Source organism: Gemmobacter nanjingensis (genome assembly GCF_014652195.1).
Classification (GTDB): domain Bacteria; phylum Pseudomonadota; class Alphaproteobacteria; order Rhodobacterales; family Rhodobacteraceae; genus Gemmobacter; species Gemmobacter caeni.
Window position 1 is genome coordinate 174,942 of sequence record NZ_BMYI01000005.1, and the last position, 15,936, is coordinate 190,877.

The 15,936-nt window shown below is 63.6% G+C and carries 22 protein-coding genes, 1 tRNA gene and 1 pseudogene; 19 read left to right on the forward strand and 5 right to left on the reverse strand.

Features of this window, described 5'->3' with window-relative positions:
- Nucleotides 1-188 precede the first annotated feature (188 nt).
- Nucleotides 189-1,142: a hypothetical protein gene (locus IE126_RS10990; protein WP_189380979.1), complete on the forward strand. Its 954-nt coding sequence runs from the start codon at nucleotides 189-191 to the stop codon at nucleotides 1,140-1,142.
- A 148-nt stretch (nucleotides 1,143-1,290) separates the two neighbouring features.
- On the opposite strand, the gene IE126_RS10995 is transcribed toward IE126_RS10990, so the two are convergent.
- Nucleotides 1,291-1,365 (reverse strand) — tRNA-Thr (locus tag IE126_RS10995).
- Nucleotides 1,366-1,489: 124 nt separating this feature from the next.
- Between IE126_RS10995 and IE126_RS11000 the strand changes: the two genes are divergently transcribed.
- From IE126_RS11000 to IE126_RS11010, 3 genes are read left to right on the forward strand one after another with little or no spacing between them, the layout of a single operon-like run.
- Complete coding sequence (locus tag IE126_RS11000) at nucleotides 1,490-1,669, forward strand: hypothetical protein (RefSeq protein ID WP_054301496.1); 180 nt, start codon at nucleotides 1,490-1,492, stop codon at nucleotides 1,667-1,669.
- Between the two features lie 9 nt (nucleotides 1,670-1,678).
- Nucleotides 1,679-2,947 carry a UDP-N-acetylglucosamine 1-carboxyvinyltransferase gene (gene murA / locus IE126_RS11005; protein ID WP_189380980.1) on the forward strand — a complete coding sequence of 423 codons (1,269 nt, stop codon included), beginning with the start codon at nucleotides 1,679-1,681 and terminating at the stop codon, nucleotides 2,945-2,947.
- Nucleotides 2,947-3,423, forward strand: coding sequence for a DUF2948 family protein (locus IE126_RS11010; RefSeq protein WP_189380981.1), 477 nt, complete (start codon nucleotides 2,947-2,949; stop codon nucleotides 3,421-3,423). Before murA ends, IE126_RS11010 begins: the two co-directional genes overlap by 1 nt.
- A gap of 252 nt (nucleotides 3,424-3,675) precedes the next feature.
- On the opposite strand, the gene IE126_RS11015 is transcribed toward IE126_RS11010, so the two are convergent.
- Nucleotides 3,676-4,158: a helix-turn-helix domain-containing protein gene (locus IE126_RS11015; RefSeq protein WP_189380982.1), complete on the reverse strand. Its 483-nt coding sequence runs from the start codon at nucleotides 4,156-4,158 to the stop codon at nucleotides 3,676-3,678.
- A 62-nt stretch (nucleotides 4,159-4,220) separates the two neighbouring features.
- Here IE126_RS11015 and IE126_RS11020 point away from each other — a divergent pair, with 62 nt between their 5' ends.
- The 8 genes from IE126_RS11020 (at nucleotide 4,221) to IE126_RS11055 (ending at nucleotide 9,934) form a co-directional block, all read left to right on the forward strand.
- Nucleotides 4,221-4,463, forward strand: a complete 243-nt coding sequence (locus IE126_RS11020) for a DNA-binding protein (RefSeq protein ID WP_199750661.1) — start codon at nucleotides 4,221-4,223, stop codon at nucleotides 4,461-4,463.
- 129 nt (nucleotides 4,464-4,592) lie between these two features.
- A complete protein-coding gene (locus IE126_RS11025) occupies nucleotides 4,593-5,822 on the forward strand; it encodes a transposase domain-containing protein (RefSeq protein ID WP_189380983.1) in 1,230 nt (409 codons plus the stop codon).
- A complete protein-coding gene (locus IE126_RS11030) occupies nucleotides 5,819-6,715 on the forward strand; it encodes a phage protease (protein ID WP_108128909.1) in 897 nt (298 codons plus the stop codon). Before IE126_RS11025 ends, IE126_RS11030 begins: the two co-directional genes overlap by 4 nt.
- 219 nt (nucleotides 6,716-6,934) lie before the next feature.
- Nucleotides 6,935-7,192: a helix-turn-helix domain-containing protein gene (locus IE126_RS11035; RefSeq protein ID WP_145693584.1), complete on the forward strand. Its 258-nt coding sequence runs from the start codon at nucleotides 6,935-6,937 to the stop codon at nucleotides 7,190-7,192.
- Nucleotides 7,189-7,398 (forward strand): hypothetical protein, encoded by a 210-nt coding sequence (locus IE126_RS11040; RefSeq protein ID WP_054301506.1) that lies wholly within the window; start codon nucleotides 7,189-7,191, stop codon nucleotides 7,396-7,398. The genes IE126_RS11035 and IE126_RS11040 overlap by 4 nt, the downstream gene beginning before the upstream one ends.
- A gap of 196 nt (nucleotides 7,399-7,594) precedes the next feature.
- Nucleotides 7,595-8,863 carry a histidinol dehydrogenase gene (gene hisD, locus IE126_RS11045; RefSeq protein ID WP_189380984.1) on the forward strand — a complete coding sequence of 423 codons (1,269 nt, stop codon included), beginning with the start codon at nucleotides 7,595-7,597 and terminating at the stop codon, nucleotides 8,861-8,863.
- Nucleotides 8,864-8,954: 91 nt separating this feature from the next.
- A complete protein-coding gene (locus tag IE126_RS11050; RefSeq protein WP_054301508.1) occupies nucleotides 8,955-9,434 on the forward strand; it encodes a UPF0262 family protein in 480 nt (159 codons plus the stop codon).
- Nucleotides 9,435-9,499: 65 nt separating this feature from the next.
- Nucleotides 9,500-9,934, forward strand: a complete 435-nt coding sequence (locus IE126_RS11055; RefSeq protein ID WP_229825420.1) for an arsenate-mycothiol transferase ArsC — start codon at nucleotides 9,500-9,502, stop codon at nucleotides 9,932-9,934.
- Here IE126_RS11055 and IE126_RS11060 read toward each other — a convergent pair.
- Both IE126_RS11060 and IE126_RS11065 read right to left on the reverse strand, forming a co-directional pair.
- Nucleotides 9,906-10,790, reverse strand: a complete 885-nt coding sequence (locus IE126_RS11060; protein WP_054301510.1) for a LysR family transcriptional regulator — start codon at nucleotides 10,788-10,790, stop codon at nucleotides 9,906-9,908. The genes IE126_RS11055 and IE126_RS11060 overlap by 29 nt on opposite strands.
- A gap of 209 nt (nucleotides 10,791-10,999) precedes the next feature.
- Nucleotides 11,000-11,248, reverse strand: a complete 249-nt coding sequence (locus IE126_RS11065) for a hypothetical protein (RefSeq protein ID WP_054301511.1) — start codon at nucleotides 11,246-11,248, stop codon at nucleotides 11,000-11,002.
- Nucleotides 11,249-11,511: 263 nt separating this feature from the next.
- Between IE126_RS11065 and IE126_RS11070 the strand changes: the two genes are divergently transcribed.
- From IE126_RS11070 to IE126_RS11100, 7 genes are all read left to right on the forward strand, one after another.
- A complete protein-coding gene (locus IE126_RS11070; RefSeq protein ID WP_189380985.1) occupies nucleotides 11,512-11,910 on the forward strand; it encodes a nuclear transport factor 2 family protein in 399 nt (132 codons plus the stop codon).
- Nucleotides 11,907-12,491 carry a GNAT family N-acetyltransferase gene (locus tag IE126_RS11075; RefSeq protein WP_054301513.1) on the forward strand — a complete coding sequence of 195 codons (585 nt, stop codon included), beginning with the start codon at nucleotides 11,907-11,909 and terminating at the stop codon, nucleotides 12,489-12,491. The genes IE126_RS11070 and IE126_RS11075 overlap by 4 nt, the downstream gene beginning before the upstream one ends.
- Nucleotides 12,492-12,519: 28 nt before the next feature.
- Nucleotides 12,520-13,401 carry a carbon-nitrogen hydrolase family protein gene (locus IE126_RS11080; protein ID WP_189380986.1) on the forward strand — a complete coding sequence of 294 codons (882 nt, stop codon included), beginning with the start codon at nucleotides 12,520-12,522 and terminating at the stop codon, nucleotides 13,399-13,401.
- 103 nt (nucleotides 13,402-13,504) lie between these two features.
- The gene (infA, locus tag IE126_RS11085; RefSeq protein WP_054301515.1) at nucleotides 13,505-13,723 is read left to right on the forward strand and encodes a translation initiation factor IF-1; all 219 of its coding nucleotides are present in this window, start codon (nucleotides 13,505-13,507) and stop codon (nucleotides 13,721-13,723) included.
- On the forward strand, nucleotides 13,720-14,298 hold the full coding sequence (locus tag IE126_RS11090) for a Maf family protein (RefSeq protein ID WP_054301516.1): 579 nt from the start codon (nucleotides 13,720-13,722) through the stop codon (nucleotides 14,296-14,298). The genes infA and IE126_RS11090 overlap by 4 nt, the downstream gene beginning before the upstream one ends.
- Nucleotides 14,295-15,347, forward strand: a complete 1,053-nt coding sequence (locus IE126_RS11095) for a ribonuclease E/G (RefSeq protein WP_054301517.1) — start codon at nucleotides 14,295-14,297, stop codon at nucleotides 15,345-15,347. The genes IE126_RS11090 and IE126_RS11095 overlap by 4 nt, the downstream gene beginning before the upstream one ends.
- A complete protein-coding gene (locus IE126_RS11100) occupies nucleotides 15,344-15,586 on the forward strand; it encodes a DNA gyrase inhibitor YacG (protein WP_189380987.1) in 243 nt (80 codons plus the stop codon). Before IE126_RS11095 ends, IE126_RS11100 begins: the two co-directional genes overlap by 4 nt.
- An 11-nt stretch (nucleotides 15,587-15,597) precedes the next feature.
- Here the strand turns inward: IE126_RS11100 and IE126_RS11105 are convergent.
- Nucleotides 15,598-15,936: pseudogene (locus IE126_RS11105) on the reverse strand (hypothetical protein); the annotation flags it as partial.

The window sequence follows — 15,936 nt, forward strand, 5'->3', positions numbered from 1 at the left end:
CCTCGTGCCGGGGGAACCCCCGTTCACCGTCGAACCGCGGTGCCCCTGCGTGACTTGTGGGAACCATTGCCGCACCCCGTTCAGGCTCACGCGGCCGGGTGTCGGACCTGCCGCAGATGGGGCAGGGCGGCGCGAATGTCAAGCCTTTGCCGCTTTGCGGGGCGGGACCGTCGCGCTAGAAAAGGACCATGACCGACGCCCGCATCCGCCTGCACCTGCCTGCCCACATGCTCGACAACGGGGCGGCACGGATGCCGCAATTCTATCGCCGTGCGCTGGAGGGGCTGGCGGGGCTTGGCGCGCGCGTCGAGCTTTGTCACCGCGATATTGACCGTCTGCGCGCGGGGCCGGAGGGCGGGCATCTGGATCTGGTTCATGCGGCGGCGGTGGGGCGGGGGCAGGCGCTGACTCTGGGCACCGCCTATCTGGACCGCTTCTTCTATGCCGATCCCGAGGGGATCTTCTTTGAAAGCAGCACGATGCAGGCAAGGTTCCGGCCCGATATGGTGCCCGAGGATCGCGCGGCCGATTTTCTGGCCGATTTGCGCGCGCAATATGTGAGGCCGCGCCGGTCGCGGCATGTCCAGCCGGAGGCGCAGGCGGCCTTCCCCGGCGGGCATATCGCGCTGTTCCTGCAAGACCTGTCCGATCCGGTGGAACGTGCGCGCCACATGACGGCGGCGGAAATGGTCGATGCCGTGCTGGCGCATCGGAACGGGCGGATGCTGGTTGTGAAACCGCATCCCCGCAACAGCGGGCCCGAGACCGAGGCGATTCTGCGCCGACTGACCGGCGTTGCGGGTGTGCAGATCACCGGGGCCAATCTGCATGATATTCTGGCGGGGGCGGCGGTTTCGGTCTCTATCTCCTCCTCCGTCGGGCTGGAGGGGATGCTGCATGGCGTGCCGGCGGTGTTTTTCGGGCAAAGTGACCTGCATCACTGCGCGGTGACGGTGAAGCGCGCCGGGGACTGGCCCGCGGCGCTGGACACCGCGATGACGACCCGCTGGCCCTTTGCGCGATTCCTGCTGTGGTTCCTGCGCCGCCGCAATATCGACGCGCGCCGCCCCTTCCTGCCGAAGCTGATCGGGCGCATCCGTGCGGCAGGATGCGACCCCGTCGCGCTGGGTATCCGTGCCTGATAGGGGAGCGTCTGACGCTTCGCACATTCGAAGCAGAGAGTAATCAGAGCCGAACATGCGGCAATGAACGGAGTGCCGGAAATCGAACCGCCGAACGGGCAGATCAAAACACCGTCTGCTTGCAGGTATTTGATTTTAAACTGATAAATGGTGCTGCGAGAGAGGATTGAACTCTCGACCTCTCCCTTACCAAGGGAGTGCTCTACCACTGAGCTACCGCAGCCAACCGGGGCTTTTGCCTTCGCTTCGGCGTCTTCCTGCCGGGCGTGGCGGGGAGATAGACGTATTCGCGGACATGTGCAAGCGCAATCTGGACCCTTTTTTATGCCTGCGCTAACAGAGAGCTTATGAGCCAGCCTGACGATCCCGTTCTCCCGTCTTCCCGTGTTGTGAAGCCTGCGGCGAAAGCCCGGACGGCCGAGCTTTCGCGCGAGGATCGGCTGAAAGCGGCTTTGAAAGCGAACATGGCGCGGCGCAAGGCGCAGGCCCGGGCGCGGGCGGCGCAAGATGATAACGAGAAAGAGTGAGGCAGCGCGATGGATTCGATTCTGGTCAGGGGCGGGGGTGAACTGCGCGGGACGATCCCGATCGCGGGGGCGAAGAACGCCTGTCTCACGCTGATGCCCGCGACCTTGCTGACGGAAGAGCCGCTGACGCTGACCAATGCGCCGCGCCTGTCGGACATCCGCACCATGACGCAACTTCTGCAATCGCTGGGGGCCGAAGTCGCGAGCCTTCAGGGCGGCAAGGTGCTGTCCATGTCCTCGTGGCGGATCGACAATCACACTGCGGATTATGACATCGTGCGCAAGATGCGCGCCTCGATCCTTGTCCTCGGGCCAATGCTGGCGCGGGATGGCCATGCCGTCGTGTCGCTGCCGGGAGGCTGTGCGATCGGGGCGCGGCCGGTGGACCTGCACCTGAAGGCGCTGGAGGCGATGGGGGCTGAACTGGACCTCCGCGACGGCTATGTCCACGCCAGGGCACCAGGCGGGCGGCTCAGGGGCGCCGTGGTCGAGTTTCCCTTCGTTTCCGTGGGCGCGACCGAAAACGCCCTGCTGGCGGCCTCGCTGGCCAAGGGCACAACCGTGCTGAAGAATGCCGCGCGCGAGCCGGAAATCGTGGATCTCGTGCATTGCCTGCGCCGCATGGGCGCGCAGATCGAGGGTGAGGGCACCGATACGATCACCATTCAGGGCGTTGATCGGCTGGGCGGCGCCACGCATCCGGTGGTGACCGACCGGATCGAACTCGGCACCTATATGCTCGCCCCAGCTATTTGCGGCGGCGAGGTCGAATGCCTGGGCGGGCGGCTGGATCTGGTTGGCGCCTTTGCTGAAAAGCTGGATGAGGCGGGGGTTTCGGTGACCGAAACCGAAACCGGCCTGAAGGTCGCGCGCAAGAATGGCCGGGTGAAGGCGGTCAATGTGACGACCGAGCCTTTCCCCGGTTTCCCCACCGATCTTCAGGCGCAGATGATGGCGCTTCTGTGCACGGCCGAGGGGACCTCGGTTCTGGAAGAAAAAATCTTCGAGAATCGCTTCATGCACGCACCCGAACTGATCCGCATGGGGGCACGCATCGACGTGCACGGGGGCCATGCGACCGTCACCGGCGTCGAAAAACTGCGCGGCGCCCCGGTCATGGCCACCGACCTGCGCGCCAGCGTCTCGCTGATCCTTGCGGGGCTTGCAGCCGAGGGCGAAACCGTGGTCAGCCGGGTCTATCACCTCGACCGCGGCTATGAGCATGTCGAAGAAAAACTCGGTGCCTGCGGGGCACAGATCGAACGGATTGCAGGCTGATGGCTGACGCGCGGTTTGAAGATGCCGATGAAGGTCCGCTGTGGCTCGGGGCGGCGGATGGCGAGGATCTGAAGGTTCTGGCCTCGCTGGTGCAGGATGCGGTCTTTCCGATCACCGACATGACCTTCGCGCGGTCGCGGCGTGAATTTGCCATCCTGCTCAACCGCTTCCGCTGGGAAGACCGCGCGGCGGCCGAGGCGGCGGAGCGGCCTTACGAACGGGTGCGTGCCATGCTGCTGGTGCGCGACGTGCAGGCGGTTCGATCGCAGGGCATTGACCGCAGCGACCGTGACACAATTCTGTCCTTGCTCGACATCACCTTCGAGCCGGGCGTGGACGGCACAGGCCGGCTGATCCTGACGCTGGCCGGCGATGGCGCCATCGCGCTGGAGGTCGAAACGCTGGATGTCGCGCTGCGGGATGTGACCCGGCCCTACACCGCGCCCTCGGGCAAGATGCCCGATCACGGCGCCTGATTTATCTTGGCCCAAATATCCCGGGGGAGCGCCGCAGACGCGGGTGACGGCTTTCAAAAGGTTTGATACTGGCCGATTTTTCGGCCCTTTGTTTTCAATAGGTTATGGGGTGGATTTTTCAATAGGTTTGATACTATCGGGGCCGTTTGGGCGGAGGTGGACGGTATCGCGTTCTGCTGGCGCAGAAAATATTCAATGAAATCAATGGGGCCTATTTCGAAGTCGTGGGCAATTTTGCCCACGATCCACGATCTATTCTTTGCTGTCGACGAATTGAAATAGTTCGTCAGGCGTCCTTGCTTGCAAGTATGCGCAGACTTGGTGGGCGGCATCATCTAGAGACAGGTCGCGCTTCTCTGCCAACTCAAATGTCCTGTGAGCAAACTCGTCAGCAAGGGCTGGCAGATGCTCCGCCCACCATATCAGTTCATCGGAATCAGAGGCAAAAGGGCGCGCGCCCTTAAGTCTTGAGAAAAGCCACAACACAGGGATGTAGCTCCACCAGTCATCGCTTCCTCTGGAGAGAACGGTCCTGGTGAGTTCTGCGGAAGGCAGGATGCGGTCGGGAGGCACGCCTTCGACCCGTTCCAGGAGTTGCATGACCTCATGGCTGGGAAGACGACGGCCCGCTTCGTAGTTGGACCACGTTGTCCGGGCGAGGCCAAGGCGTTGTGTGAATTCAGCGAGGGTCCGCTCACCTCGGACCTCTCGCAGGCGCTCACCGATAGCTCTCATTGTTTCACTATCGTGACATACCTCTATCAGTGTTTCGCTAACGTGTAACACAGGATGCGCCCATGGGACAGAGATCGGAATGCCATCAGATCCTCATGGATATTGAGGTTGTCCGCAAACAGTTCATCGCTGAGGGCATTTCGATCAGAGCATGGGCGGAAAGCCGGGGCTACAAGCCCCGCACTGTCTACGCTGTTTTGCAAGGACAGCTTGCTTGCCGCCATGGAGTCAGTCATCGAATCGCTGTCGATCTCGGTCTGAAGGCTCGTCCGATCAAAGCCCGGTTCACGGGGGGTGCCGCGTGAATGATAAGGTCAGCCAACCCTGATCGCTCCTCATTAATCGCTCCCGCAAGCGTTGGTCCGGTTGTCGGAATCGTCAGCATTCTTGGACTAGGTAGAATTCCGCAGGACCGAAGCGCCGCATCCCGATGGATGAGCAAATTGAATGTTCCGACTACGATTCGCGAGTCGGATGGCCGCAAGCCAGAGCTTGTGAACATTCTGCATCTTCCAGAGCCCGAGCGCCGCTCATGGGAGGCTCGCCAAATCGAAGCGGCGGGCCTGCTTGCCGGGGAATATGACGACGCGGCCCATGATCGTTTTGCTGCGGCAACGCCTGTGATGCAGGCAACGGCGCTGCGCAAGGCCGAGATTGCCCGGTATCTGACTGCTGGCGGGGCGTCCGAAGGGCGGGGCCTGACCTCGGAACTGGCCGATCAGGCGCGTGCCAAATTCGGTGTGGATGGGACCGACAAGATGACACTGCGACGCATCTTGCGCACTGTTGCCGGGGTCGATCCGGTGAATTTCGCGCCTGCGCTGCTTCCGTCTCATAGCCGCATGGGCAAACCGCCCGCCGAATTTTCGGCCGAGGCTTGGGCGTATTTCCTGACGACGATCCGGGATGCCGGGCCGCATTTTCCGCTCAAGCAGGCATGGCGCGATGTGCGCGACGTGGCAGCAAGGCGCGGTTGGGCATGGCCGAAGTATATCACGGTCTGGCAGCGCTGGGATGCCATGCCCGAGGCCGAAAAGCTGGCCGCGCGTCATGGCACCGAAGAGGCTATCAAGCGTCTGGCCCAGCCGATCCGGCGCGACAAGACGACGATACGGTCACTGGAATGGGTTTCTCTGGATGGCCGGACGCAAGATTTCTGGGTGGATTTCGGGGATGGCAAGCCGGTCCGGCCGGTGATGCTGGCCTTGATCGACGTGGCGTCGAACTATGTGCTTGGCTATGAGTTGGCCGCATCCGAAAACGCGGTGGCGACGGCGAGGTTGATCCGCAACGTTTGCCGTGAACACAGCATCTTTGACAGGCTGTATACTGACAACGGTTCGGCCTTTGCCGGGCATCTGGTCGCGGGCGGCGCGGATTGCAAATGGCGCGGCAAAGGTGCTGCGAAGCCGGGCGTAAAGCCGCTTGGCGTCTGCTATCACCTTGGTATCGAGACAAAGTTCGCAATCCCGAAGAACGCGAAAGCCAAGATCGCAGAGCGCACTTTTGCCACTCTTTCCCGCGTGATCGACGACCGGCCAGAGTTTCTGGGCGCCCATGCAGGCCATGCGCCGGGGGCCACGCCGGGCAAATCGGTGCAGCCGGTAGCCCTGGCCGTTGCCCTTGCGGTGAATGGGTTCACCTCTTCCCGGCTGGCCGCATGATGACCCGTGACGGCCGCCAGTTCGAACTGCCCGACCCGCAAGCGCTGATGCGTGATTTCCAGTCGCGGGGCGTCGATCTGCCCATCGACTACGAACATCAGAACGACCGGCCGGTCACGAATGGCCCTGTTCCGGCTGCGGGATGGATCAAGGAGTTGCGGGCGGAGGAAAGTGGCCTCTGGGGGCGTGTCGAATGGACGGCCACGGCGCGCGAGATGATCGCGCGGCGCGAATACCGCTATCTCAGCCCGTCCTTTCTGTTCAACCGGCTCACAAGGCAGGTTTCTCGACTCAAGGGGGCTGGCCTTGTTCACAACCCCAATCTCTACCTGACAGCATTTGCGAGTGAGGAACTCGATATGGCTGCCCCCGACAAGAATGACACAGCGCCGAAGAGCTCCGCAAAGGAAGCGCCTGCAGAACTTCTGCCCAAGCTGGCCGAGGCACTGGGGATGTCCCCTGAAAGCGATGCGGCGGCGATTCTGACCACGCTTTTGGCCGCGCTGACCTCGGGCAAGGTTAAGGCCCCGAAGCGCCTGAATTCCGACCGCCCGAACCCCGCCCGTTTCGTTCCCATCGGGGCGGTGCAGGATCTGCTTGCGGACCGGAATGGCCGGATTGCCACAATGCGCGAAGAGGAGGCCTCGCGGAAGGTGGAGTGGGCCTTCAGAGAGGGCTATATCACCCCGGCCATGCGAGAATGGGCCACGGCGCTCTGCATGGAAGACCCGGCGAGCTTCGACACCTTCCTTGCCAAATCGCCCGCACCTTGGGCGCATCTGACACGCCCCATCCCGCATATCGAAATCACGCCGCGGGGCAGCGCCGTGATCGGCGAAGAAGCGGCAATCTGCGCGCAACTCGGCCTCAAGCCCGGATCGCTCGCGGACTGAGCCATTCCGATACGGGCCGTGCAGGGACCGTATCGGAAGCCGTGCGGATGACGGCCCGCACGGCCTCTCCTCTGGCCGGAATGTATCCCGGCCAGAGGGATGCTATCCCCCACCGGAAGAGTGACAGATGAACCCGCTTGGTCCCCCTTCGCCGCGCCCCACCGCGCAGGTCGCACCCTATGTCAATATTCTGGAATAGACCTCGCCGTCGAGTTCCTGTTGACTTTCGGTGGCGCCAAACTGGCCCTTTCGGTTGATCCCAAGGGCCGCTCCCAGCTTGAAGCGCTGGTCGGCCCCGAAAAGGCGCGGATGCTTGGGGCAAATGCCCATCGGTTGCAGAGGCGTGTGCCTCTCGCGAAGCGATGGCTGGCCGCCTATCTGTCTTGGAAGGGGCAGTCCGCCGCCAATATCGCGCGACAGTTGCGCGTTACCGACCAGTCGGTCAGGAAATGGCTCAAGGAGGGGCGACTCGTATGAGCGCGCGTGCCTCAAGGATCGACCGGAATGCAGCCTTGCGCGCCTTCGTGCTGGACCACATCGAACGCCATTCGCTCAGCGCAATCAGCGCCCTCATCACCCTCAACTTCCCGCCCGACCTCTGGGTCAGCCGGTCCAGCCTGAGCGACTGGTGGCAGAAAAACCGCCACCTTCACCAGAAACCCGCGACAGACAGCGACACCTGACGACAGCTAACGACGGCAAAAGAAACCTGATCCCGGCAAATTTCGGCTGGTCTCACCTGGTATCAGATATTTTGAAACCGTGTATCAGGTGTAAGGAAATACAACAGCGGGGGCAGAGCCGCCATTTTCCTGCCCCCGGCTTGAGGCGTCGCGCGGTGCAGGCTAAGGCTTCGTCAGATTCACGCGGAGCCGCCCCATGCCTCAGTTCCTCAATACCGCCGATGCCGGTTTCGAAACCGCCTTCACCGCCCTCCTGGGCATGAAGCGCGAGGACAGCCCCGATGTCGATGTAACGGTCGCGGGGATCATCGCGGATGTACGCGCGCGCGGGGATGCGGCGGTGATCGACCTGACCGCGAAATTCGACCGGCTGGAGCTGACACCCGAAACGCTCGCCTTCTCGGCAGAGGAAATGGCTGCTGAAATCACCAGGGTTTCGCCCGAGGATCGTGCGGCGCTGGAATTGGCGGCGGACCGTATCCGCGCCTATCACAGCCGCCAGATGCCCGAGGATGCGGAATGGCAGGATGCCAGCGGGGCGACTTTGGGCTGGCGCTGGACGCCGGTTTCGGCGGCGGGCCTTTATGTACCGGGCGGGCTTGCCTCCTATCCCTCGTCGGTGCTGATGAATGCGATTCCGGCCAAGGTCGCGGGCGTTGAACGGCTGGTCATCGCCTGCCCGACACCGGGCGGGGCGGTCAACCCGCTGGTCCTTCTGGCGGCGCAGCTGGCCGGGGTGGATAAGGTGTATCGCAATGGCACGGCGACGATTCAGCCGGTCGACAAGATCACCGGCCCTGGCAATGCCTTCGTGGCCGCTGCAAAGCGCCGGGTGTTCGGCAAGGTTGGCATCGACATGATCGCCGGGCCGTCCGAGATTCTGGTGATTGCGGATGCGGGCGGCGATCCCGACTGGATCGCGCTCGATCTGCTCAGCCAGGCGGAGCATGATCAATCCGCACAGGCCATTCTGGTGACACCGGATGCGGTTCTTGCCCGCGCTGTGACCGAAGCGGTTGAGCGGCAGCTTCAGGTGCTGGAGCGGCGCGAGATCGCGGGTGCAAGCTGGCGCGACTTCGGCGCGGTCATCGTGACCCGCGATCTGGACGAGGCGGCGGCGCTGTCCAATCGCGTGGCGCCGGAGCATCTTGAGCTTTGCGTGGCGGACGCGGAGGCGCTGAGCCGGAAAATCACTCACGCCGGAGCCATCTTTCTTGGCCACTGGACGCCCGAGGCCATCGGCGATTACGTCGGAGGCCCGAATCACGTTCTGCCCACCGCCCGGTCGGCGCGGTTTTCGTCGGGCCTGTCGGTGCTGGATTTCGTCAAACGCACGACCATTGCCCGCATGACACCCGAGGCGCTGGCGGCCATCGGTCCGGCGGCGGAGCGGCTGGCGCAATCCGAAAGCCTTCAGGCTCATGGCCTGTCGGTGCGGGCACGTCTGGACCGGCTGAACGGCTGATCCGGGCGGTACCGGGCCGGGCCCGGGCAGTTCAACCTTGAACCGAAGGGCCGTCTCGGGCATCACGGTCCAAGCCTTCTCAGGACCGACCATGACGAACCGCATCTGCCATATCGAGATCGACGAAAGCGGCCTGAAAGCCGCCACCCCCGCCATCGAGCAGGAACGCCGTGTCGCGGTGTTCGATCTTCTGGAGGAAAACAGCTTCGGCCTGCCGGTGCGGGACGGGCGCGATGTGCCGCCCGGTCCCTACCGGCTGGCGCTGGCGATCCGCGATGGCCGTCTGGTGTTCGACATCGCCACCGAGAACGAAGCGAAGATCGGTGAGTTTCACCTGAGCCTCGGGCCGTTCCGGCAGGTGGTGAAGGATTACTTCCAGATCTGCGAAAGCTATTTCGACGCGGTGAAGCGCCTGCCGCCGAGCCAGATCGAGGCGATCGACATGGCGCGCCGCGGCATCCACAACGAGGGCGCCCGCGTGTTGCAGGAACGCCTGGAAGGCAAGGCCGATGTCGATACCGCGACGGCCCGCCGCCTGTTCACCCTGATCTGCGTCCTGCACTGGGGGTAATCTTGAGCGGCAGCTTTCCCTCTTCGGTTCTGTTCTGCTGCGATCATAATGCCGTGCGCTCGCCCATGGCCGAGGGGCTGATGAAAAAGCTCTATGGGCAGCGCGCCTATGTGCAATCCGCCGGGGTGCGCAATGATATGGAGATCGACGGCTTTTCCGTTGCGGTCTGCAAGGAGATGGGGATTGAACTCAGTCGCCACCGTTCGCGCTCCTTCGAGGAAATGCAGGAATGGGGGGATGACCTGTCGCAGTTCGACCTGATCGTCGCACTTTCCCCGGCCAGTCAGCGTATGGCGCTGACGCTGACGCGGTTCTTTCATCTGGATGTCGAGTTCTGGCCCATCGTGGACCCGACCGCCATCGGCGATACACGCGAGGCAAAGCTGGCCGCCTATCGTCAGGCGCGGGACATGATCCGCGACCGCATGGTGGCGCGGTTCGGTCCGCCAAGCGAGCCGGGCGCGCAGGATTTCACCCCTCCAGCTTCAGCCCGGCGGTGAAATCCAGAAACGCTTTCAGCGCTGCCGTCATGTTCTTGCGCGAGGGATAGACCAGATTGACCGGCAGGTCGGGCAGGGCGAAGCGGGCCAGCACCGGCACCAGTGTGCCGCTGCGCAGTTCCTCCTCGATCATGAACTCGGGCAGCAGGGCCACGCCGCGCCCTTCCAGCACCGCCGCGCGCATCATCTCGGCGCTGTTGGTGGAAAAGGCGGGCTGGATCTTCTGATAAAGTGTCTCGGAGCCATCGCGGAAGGGCCAGGTTCCGGCGCCGCGCAGGTTGGAATAATGCAGGCAGCGATGGGCCAGAAGATCCTCCGGCCGTTCGGGTGTGCCGTGTTCGGTCAGATAGTCGGGTGAGGCCACGACAAGGATGCGCGCCGAATGCAGGCGGCGGGCATAGAGGCTGGAATCGCCCAGTTCACCGATGCGGATGACGGCATCGAAGCCCTCGCTGATCACATCGCTGTGGCGGTCGTCCAGCACCGCCTCCAGTTGGATGTCGGGATGCGCCTCGATAAAGCGCATGATATGCGGGCCAAGCACCTTGAGTGTGTAAGACACCGGCGATCCGATGCGCAGAGGGCCGCTGGGATGGGCGGACAGCCGTTTGACGCTTTCATTGGCAGCCTGAAGCTGGCCCATGACATCGCGGATTTTCTGGTAATATTCGCGCCCGACGGGGGTGGGTCGCACCGACCGGGTGGAGCGGGTCAGCAACCGTGTGCCAAGGCTGTCTTCCAGATCAGAAATATACTTGCTGCACAGGCTTTTCGATATTCCCATGCGGCGGGCGGCGGCGGCGAAACTGCCCTCATCCACGATATGAAGGTAAGTTTGCAGTACAGCGGTATCCATCGGGGGTCCGATCCAGTGTGTGCCGCAGCAGCGGCCTTCAATGGACGGAGAGATGGGGATTGGCCGGGGAAATTGAAACAGGAATGTGACGCGGCTGGCGGCGTGCTTCTGTGCGCGTATGCACAAAATGCCAGATTGACGGTGGTGGCTGTTGGAGTAGGCAAGGGCGCCCGTGTTACCACAGGCGCCCTGTTTCCCGCCGCATCGGATCAGTCGTTCCGGCTGGGGCGATCAACCTGGCCGCTCGACGGGATCAGCGTCACGCTGACCGGAGTGTCGGCGGAAACGCGGTAGCCGATCAGATCGCGGGTCGAGTAAAGTTCGCCGGCGGTGGTTTCGACTTTGGTCACATTCTTGGTCGAAACGGACAGCGAAGCACCACGTTCGTTGCTGTCGGCGGCATAGGCGGCACCACCCAGAACAAGGGCGGCAGTCAGGGCAGTTGCGAGGGTTTTCATAACGATCTCCGTTGGTTGAGTGTTTGTCTGAGCGGCGTCGCCTCTCATGCAGTGGAGATAGGCGGATTGAGCGGCGGCGATTAGGCCACATTTTTCGCGCTCATTATTCGACGTGAGTGAACGTTCACTTTCATCTCACGCTGCTGTGAACATGCCTGGCGCGGTGTCGCAAAAGCGCTGTGGGAGGTCCGGCTGGGCATTGGCGCGGCCGGAGTTTCGGTGCAGGCTGCGCCGAAAATCACAGGACCAACCGGAGAGCCAAGATGAGCCGCGCCACGATCGAAGCCTATTACGCCGCCTTCAATGCAGCGAACCCCGAAGGCATGATGGCCTGCCTGACCGATGACATCGAACACCGCGTGAATGAGGGCGGTATCCGCCGCGGTATGGAAAAATTCGCCGAGTTCTGCTCGCATATGGGTGTCAGCTACCGGGAAGAGCTGAAGGACATGGAAATCTTCGTGAACGAGGCAGGCACCCGTGGCGCGGCCGAGTTCACGGTGCATGGCGAATATCTGCAAACCGATCCGGGCCTGCCCGAGGCCAAAGGCCAGAAATACATCCTGCCCGCAGGTGCCTTCTTCGACCTGCGGGATGGCAAGATTTCGCGGGTGACCACCTTCTACAACCTGAACGACTGGATCGCACAGGTTTCGGCATGACCGAGGTTCGCGTTCTGACCGGCGCCGCACTGGATGCGGCGCTGGACGATGTGGCGCGGTTGCGGATCACCGTGTTCCGCGACTGGCCGTATCTGTATGACGGCTCGCTGGAGTATGAGCGCGATTACCTGCAAACCTATCGCGACAGCCCTGGTGCCATTCTGGTGGGGGCCTTCGATGGTGCGCGGCTGGTCGGCGCCTCGACCGGCACGCCGATGGAGGATCACGCCGGGGATTTCGGCGCGGCGCTGGCCGGGGCGGGCGTGCCGCTGGAGCAGATTTTCTATTGCGCGGAATCGGTGCTGTTGCCCGCCTGGCGCGGGCAGGGGCTGGGACATGCTTTCTTCGATGCACGCGAGGCCCATGCCCGCCAGCTTGGCCGCAGCCATGTGGCCTTCTGTTCGGTAAAGCGGCCGGACGATCATCCGATGCGGCCGGTTGCCTTCCGTACCAATGACGCCTTCTGGACGAAGCGCGGCTATGCGCCGTTGCCGGGTGCCCTTGCCGCATTTTCGTGGAAGGATGTCGGTGATACCGAAGAAAGCCGCAAGCCGCTGCAATTCTGGATGCGGGCGCTCTGACGCCTTCCTCCGACAGGAAAGAGAGACCATGAAGATCGCCGCCGCCGCTTATCCGCTGGATTTCTTTGCCAGCTTTGATGCCTATGCCGCCAAGGTCACGGAATGGGTGGCGCGGGCCGCGGCTGAAGGAGCGCAGCTTCTGGTCTTTCCTGAATATGGGGCGATGGAACTGGGCAGCCTTGGCGGCCGCGACGTCGCTGCGGATCTGGAGGCCTGCCTGCACGAGGTCGCCCGCTGGAAGCCGCAGGTCGATGCGCTGCATGCCGATCTGGCGGCGCAGCACGGGCTGCATATCCTCGGCGCTTCCGGCCCGGTGTTCCTGCCTGGCCAGCCGCGCCCGGTGAACCGTGCCACTTTCTATGGGCCTTCGGGCATCCTCGGCCATCAGGACAAACAGATCATGACGCGCTTCGAGCGTGAAACATGGTTCGTCGATCCGGGGCAGGGGCTGGCTCTGTTTGATACGCCGCTGGGCCGCATCGGTGTGGTCATCTGTTATGACAGCGAATTTCCCCTGCTGTCGCGTGCTCTGGTTGAGGCAGGGGCCGAAATCCTGCTGGCGCCCTCCTGCACCGACACGTTCCGGGGCTTCACCCGCGTCAAGGTCGGTGCCATGGCGCGGGCGCTGGAAAACCAATGCATTGTCGTCCATTCCCCCACCGTGGGCCTGTGCGATTTCTGCCCGGCGGTGGACGAGAATGTCGGCTCCGCCGCTATCTACGGCCCGCCCGACATCGGCTTTCCCGAAGATGGCATCTTCGCGCAAACCCCGCTCAATGAACCCGGCTGGGCCTTCGCCGAGGTCTCGCTGGATGCGGTGACCGAAGTGCGGCGCAATGGCGGTGTGCTCAACAGCCTGCATTGGGCCGAACAGGATCAAAGGGTTGAACAGGGCGTCCAGCGCGCCTAGTTTCAGGTGCACTCCATTTCCCCCCTTGAAAATCAGGGGAAAGAGGCGCATCTAGCGCCCATGCCTGCGCACGGATCGCGGGCGATACCTATTTGGAGTGACCATGGCCAAGGAAGAACTGCTCGAATTCCCCGGCGTCGTGAAGGAACTCCTGCCCAATGCGACGTTCAAGGTCGAGCTGGAAAACGGCCATGAACTGATCGCGACGATGGCAGGCAAGATGCGCAAGAACCGCATCCGTGTTCTGGCAGGCGACAAGGTGCAGGTGGAAATGACCCCTTACGACCTGTCGAAGGGCCGCATCAACTATCGCTTCAAGTGAAGCTGATCCTCGGTTCTGCCAGCCCGCGCCGGAAAGATCTTCTGGCGCAGCTTGGTGTCGTGCCTGACGCGATTCTGCCCCCTGACATCGACGAAGACCCGAAACCCCGCGAACTACCGCGCCCCTATTGCGCGCGTCTGGCCCGCGAAAAGGCGGCTGCGGTGGCGGCAGACCCCGATGACATCGTGCTTTGCGCTGATACGACCGTGGCTTTGGGGCGCCGTATCCTCGGCAAGCCTGCGGATGCGGGTGAGGCGGCGGCTTTCCTGACCCTTCTGGGCGGGCGTCGTCATCAGGTGATCACCGCTGTCGCGGTGCGGCGCGGGGCGCGGCTCTGGTCGCGCGAGGTCGTGACCGATGTGAAGATGAAGCGCCTCTCGGATGTCGAACTGAACAGCTATCTCGCCTCGGGTGAATGGCAGGGCAAGGCGGGGGGGTATGCCATTCAGGGCCTCGCCGGTGCCTTCATCCCGTGGATATCCGGCTCGTTCACTGGCGTGGTCGGCCTGCCAGTCGCGGAAACCGCCGCGCTGCTGGCCGCTGCGGGCTACCCCCTTTATGGAGAGACGGCATGAAAGGCCGCACGATCGCGCTGGACCGGATTGGCGACCGCGAGGCGGCGGCGCTGATCGTCGATGGTCAGCTTGAGGATTTCCTTATCGACCCGGCAGATGATACACCGCTGCCCGGTGCCATCTATCGTGGCATCGTCGACCGGCCGGTGAAAGGGCAGGGCGGGGTGTTCCTGCGCCTGCCGGATGGCCGTTCGGGGTTCCTGCGGCAGGTGTCGGGTCTCGCGCCTGGCCAGCCGCTGCTGGTGCAGGTGTCGGGCACGGCGGAGCCGGGCAAGGCGGTGCCCGTAGCGGCGCGCCTGCTCTTTAAAAGCCGCTACGCGATCATTACCCCCGGCGCACCGGGGCTGAACATCAGCCGTCGCATCCGCGACGAGGATCTGCGTGCCGACCTCGACGCGCTGGCGCAGGCGGGGATGGAGGGCGCCCCCCGTGACCTCGGGCTGATCCTGCGCTCCGCCTGCGAAGGCGCTGACGAGGCCGAGATCGCCGAGGACATTCTCGCGATGCGCGAGCTTGCCGTTGCGGTGCTGTCTGATGTTGACGGCCAGCCCGAGCTTCTGGTCGAGGGCGCGACCGCGCATGAAACCGCGTGGCGCGACTGGTGCGATCCGGTTCCGGATGATTTTGACGACAACGCAGGCAGTTTCGGGTCGCATGGCGTGGCGGAGATGCTGGACCGCGCGCTGACCCCCCGCGTTGCGCTGCCTGCTGGCGCGCATATGTATATCGAGCCGACCCGTGCGCTGGTGGCGGTGGATGTGAACACCGGCCCCGATACCTCGCCCGCAGCTGCGCTGAAGGCCAATGTGGCCGCCGCGCGTGATTTGCCGCGCCAGTTGCGTCTGCGCGGCTTTGGCGGGCAGGTCGTGGTCGATTTCGCGCCGATGCCGAAGAAGGACCGTGCCGTTCTGGAACAGGTGTTGCGCGCGGCATTCAAGGGTGAGGCGGCCGAGACCAGTCTCTCCGGATGGACCACGCTGGGTCTGTTCGAACTGGTGCGCAAACGCGACCGCGCGCCGCTGGCCACCCTGCTGGAGGATCGGGCATGAGCTGCCCGATCTGCGGCAAGGCTGCGGAAGAAAAGTACCGCCCCTTCTGCAGCAAGCGCTGTGCCGATATCGATCTCGGTCGCTGGCTGAAAGGCGGCTATGTGATCCCCGCTACCGCGCAGGAAGAGGACGAGGCTGTCCCTGTTGCGCGGCGCCAGCTTTGTCGGAATGGGGTGTCAGCTTTGTCGGTGAAAATTTTGTGCCACCCATTTCCTGACGGCGCCCTAGCCGGAACCTGACGACCGTCTCCTCACCCCTGAACCTGAACAAGCTGGCTCATCGCCGCGCCGACCTCCTCAACCGTCGTCGCGGCATCGATTGCGGCGCTGGCGGTGAGGCGGAGGGCCTCCAGATCGGCGGCGGTGCTGCGCCAGAGGGTGGCGAGGTTGAGCCAGATCTGCGCGAGGCTGGCGCCATCGGGGGCGGTGATGCCCAGCTCGGCCGAGAGCAGCGGATAGGCGGCGGGGTCCGGTGTGGGATCGGCCATCCAGGCGCGGGCCTCCGCCTCTTTCGCCAGGTAGATCATGCTCTGCCCCGGCAGATCGGTGATCAGCGCGGCGCGGGCGGCGGTGACGGCCGCTGCCAGCGT

Coding starts and splice junctions, on each gene's coding strand:
- infA (WP_054301515.1), top strand. CDS start 13,505: ATGGCCAAGGAAGAACTGCTCGAATTCCCCGGCGTCGTGAAGGAACTC.
- IE126_RS10990 (WP_189380979.1), top strand. CDS start 189: ATGACCGACGCCCGCATCCGCCTGCACCTGCCTGCCCACATGCTCGAC.
- IE126_RS11040 (WP_054301506.1), top strand. CDS start 7,189: ATGAGCGCGCGTGCCTCAAGGATCGACCGGAATGCAGCCTTGCGCGCC.
- IE126_RS11060 (WP_054301510.1), bottom strand. CDS start 10,790: ATGGATACCGCTGTACTGCAAACTTACCTTCATATCGTGGATGAGGGC.
- IE126_RS11070 (WP_189380985.1), top strand. CDS start 11,512: ATGAGCCGCGCCACGATCGAAGCCTATTACGCCGCCTTCAATGCAGCG.
- IE126_RS11065 (WP_054301511.1), bottom strand. CDS start 11,248: ATGAAAACCCTCGCAACTGCCCTGACTGCCGCCCTTGTTCTGGGTGGT.
- IE126_RS11030 (WP_108128909.1), top strand. CDS start 5,819: ATGATGACCCGTGACGGCCGCCAGTTCGAACTGCCCGACCCGCAAGCG.
- hisD (WP_189380984.1), top strand. CDS start 7,595: ATGCCTCAGTTCCTCAATACCGCCGATGCCGGTTTCGAAACCGCCTTC.
- IE126_RS11100 (WP_189380987.1), top strand. CDS start 15,344: ATGAGCTGCCCGATCTGCGGCAAGGCTGCGGAAGAAAAGTACCGCCCC.
- IE126_RS11010 (WP_189380981.1), top strand. CDS start 2,947: ATGGCTGACGCGCGGTTTGAAGATGCCGATGAAGGTCCGCTGTGGCTC.
- IE126_RS11075 (WP_054301513.1), top strand. CDS start 11,907: ATGACCGAGGTTCGCGTTCTGACCGGCGCCGCACTGGATGCGGCGCTG.
- IE126_RS11050 (WP_054301508.1), top strand. CDS start 8,955: ATGACGAACCGCATCTGCCATATCGAGATCGACGAAAGCGGCCTGAAA.
- murA (WP_189380980.1), top strand. CDS start 1,679: ATGGATTCGATTCTGGTCAGGGGCGGGGGTGAACTGCGCGGGACGATC.
- IE126_RS11000 (WP_054301496.1), top strand. CDS start 1,490: ATGAGCCAGCCTGACGATCCCGTTCTCCCGTCTTCCCGTGTTGTGAAG.
- IE126_RS11095 (WP_054301517.1), top strand. CDS start 14,295: ATGAAAGGCCGCACGATCGCGCTGGACCGGATTGGCGACCGCGAGGCG.
- IE126_RS11025 (WP_189380983.1), top strand. CDS start 4,593: ATGAGCAAATTGAATGTTCCGACTACGATTCGCGAGTCGGATGGCCGC.
- IE126_RS11080 (WP_189380986.1), top strand. CDS start 12,520: ATGAAGATCGCCGCCGCCGCTTATCCGCTGGATTTCTTTGCCAGCTTT.
- IE126_RS11015 (WP_189380982.1), bottom strand. CDS start 4,158: ATGAGAGCTATCGGTGAGCGCCTGCGAGAGGTCCGAGGTGAGCGGACC.
- IE126_RS11055 (WP_229825420.1), top strand. CDS start 9,500: ATGGCCGAGGGGCTGATGAAAAAGCTCTATGGGCAGCGCGCCTATGTG.
- IE126_RS11020 (WP_199750661.1), top strand. CDS start 4,221: ATGGGACAGAGATCGGAATGCCATCAGATCCTCATGGATATTGAGGTT.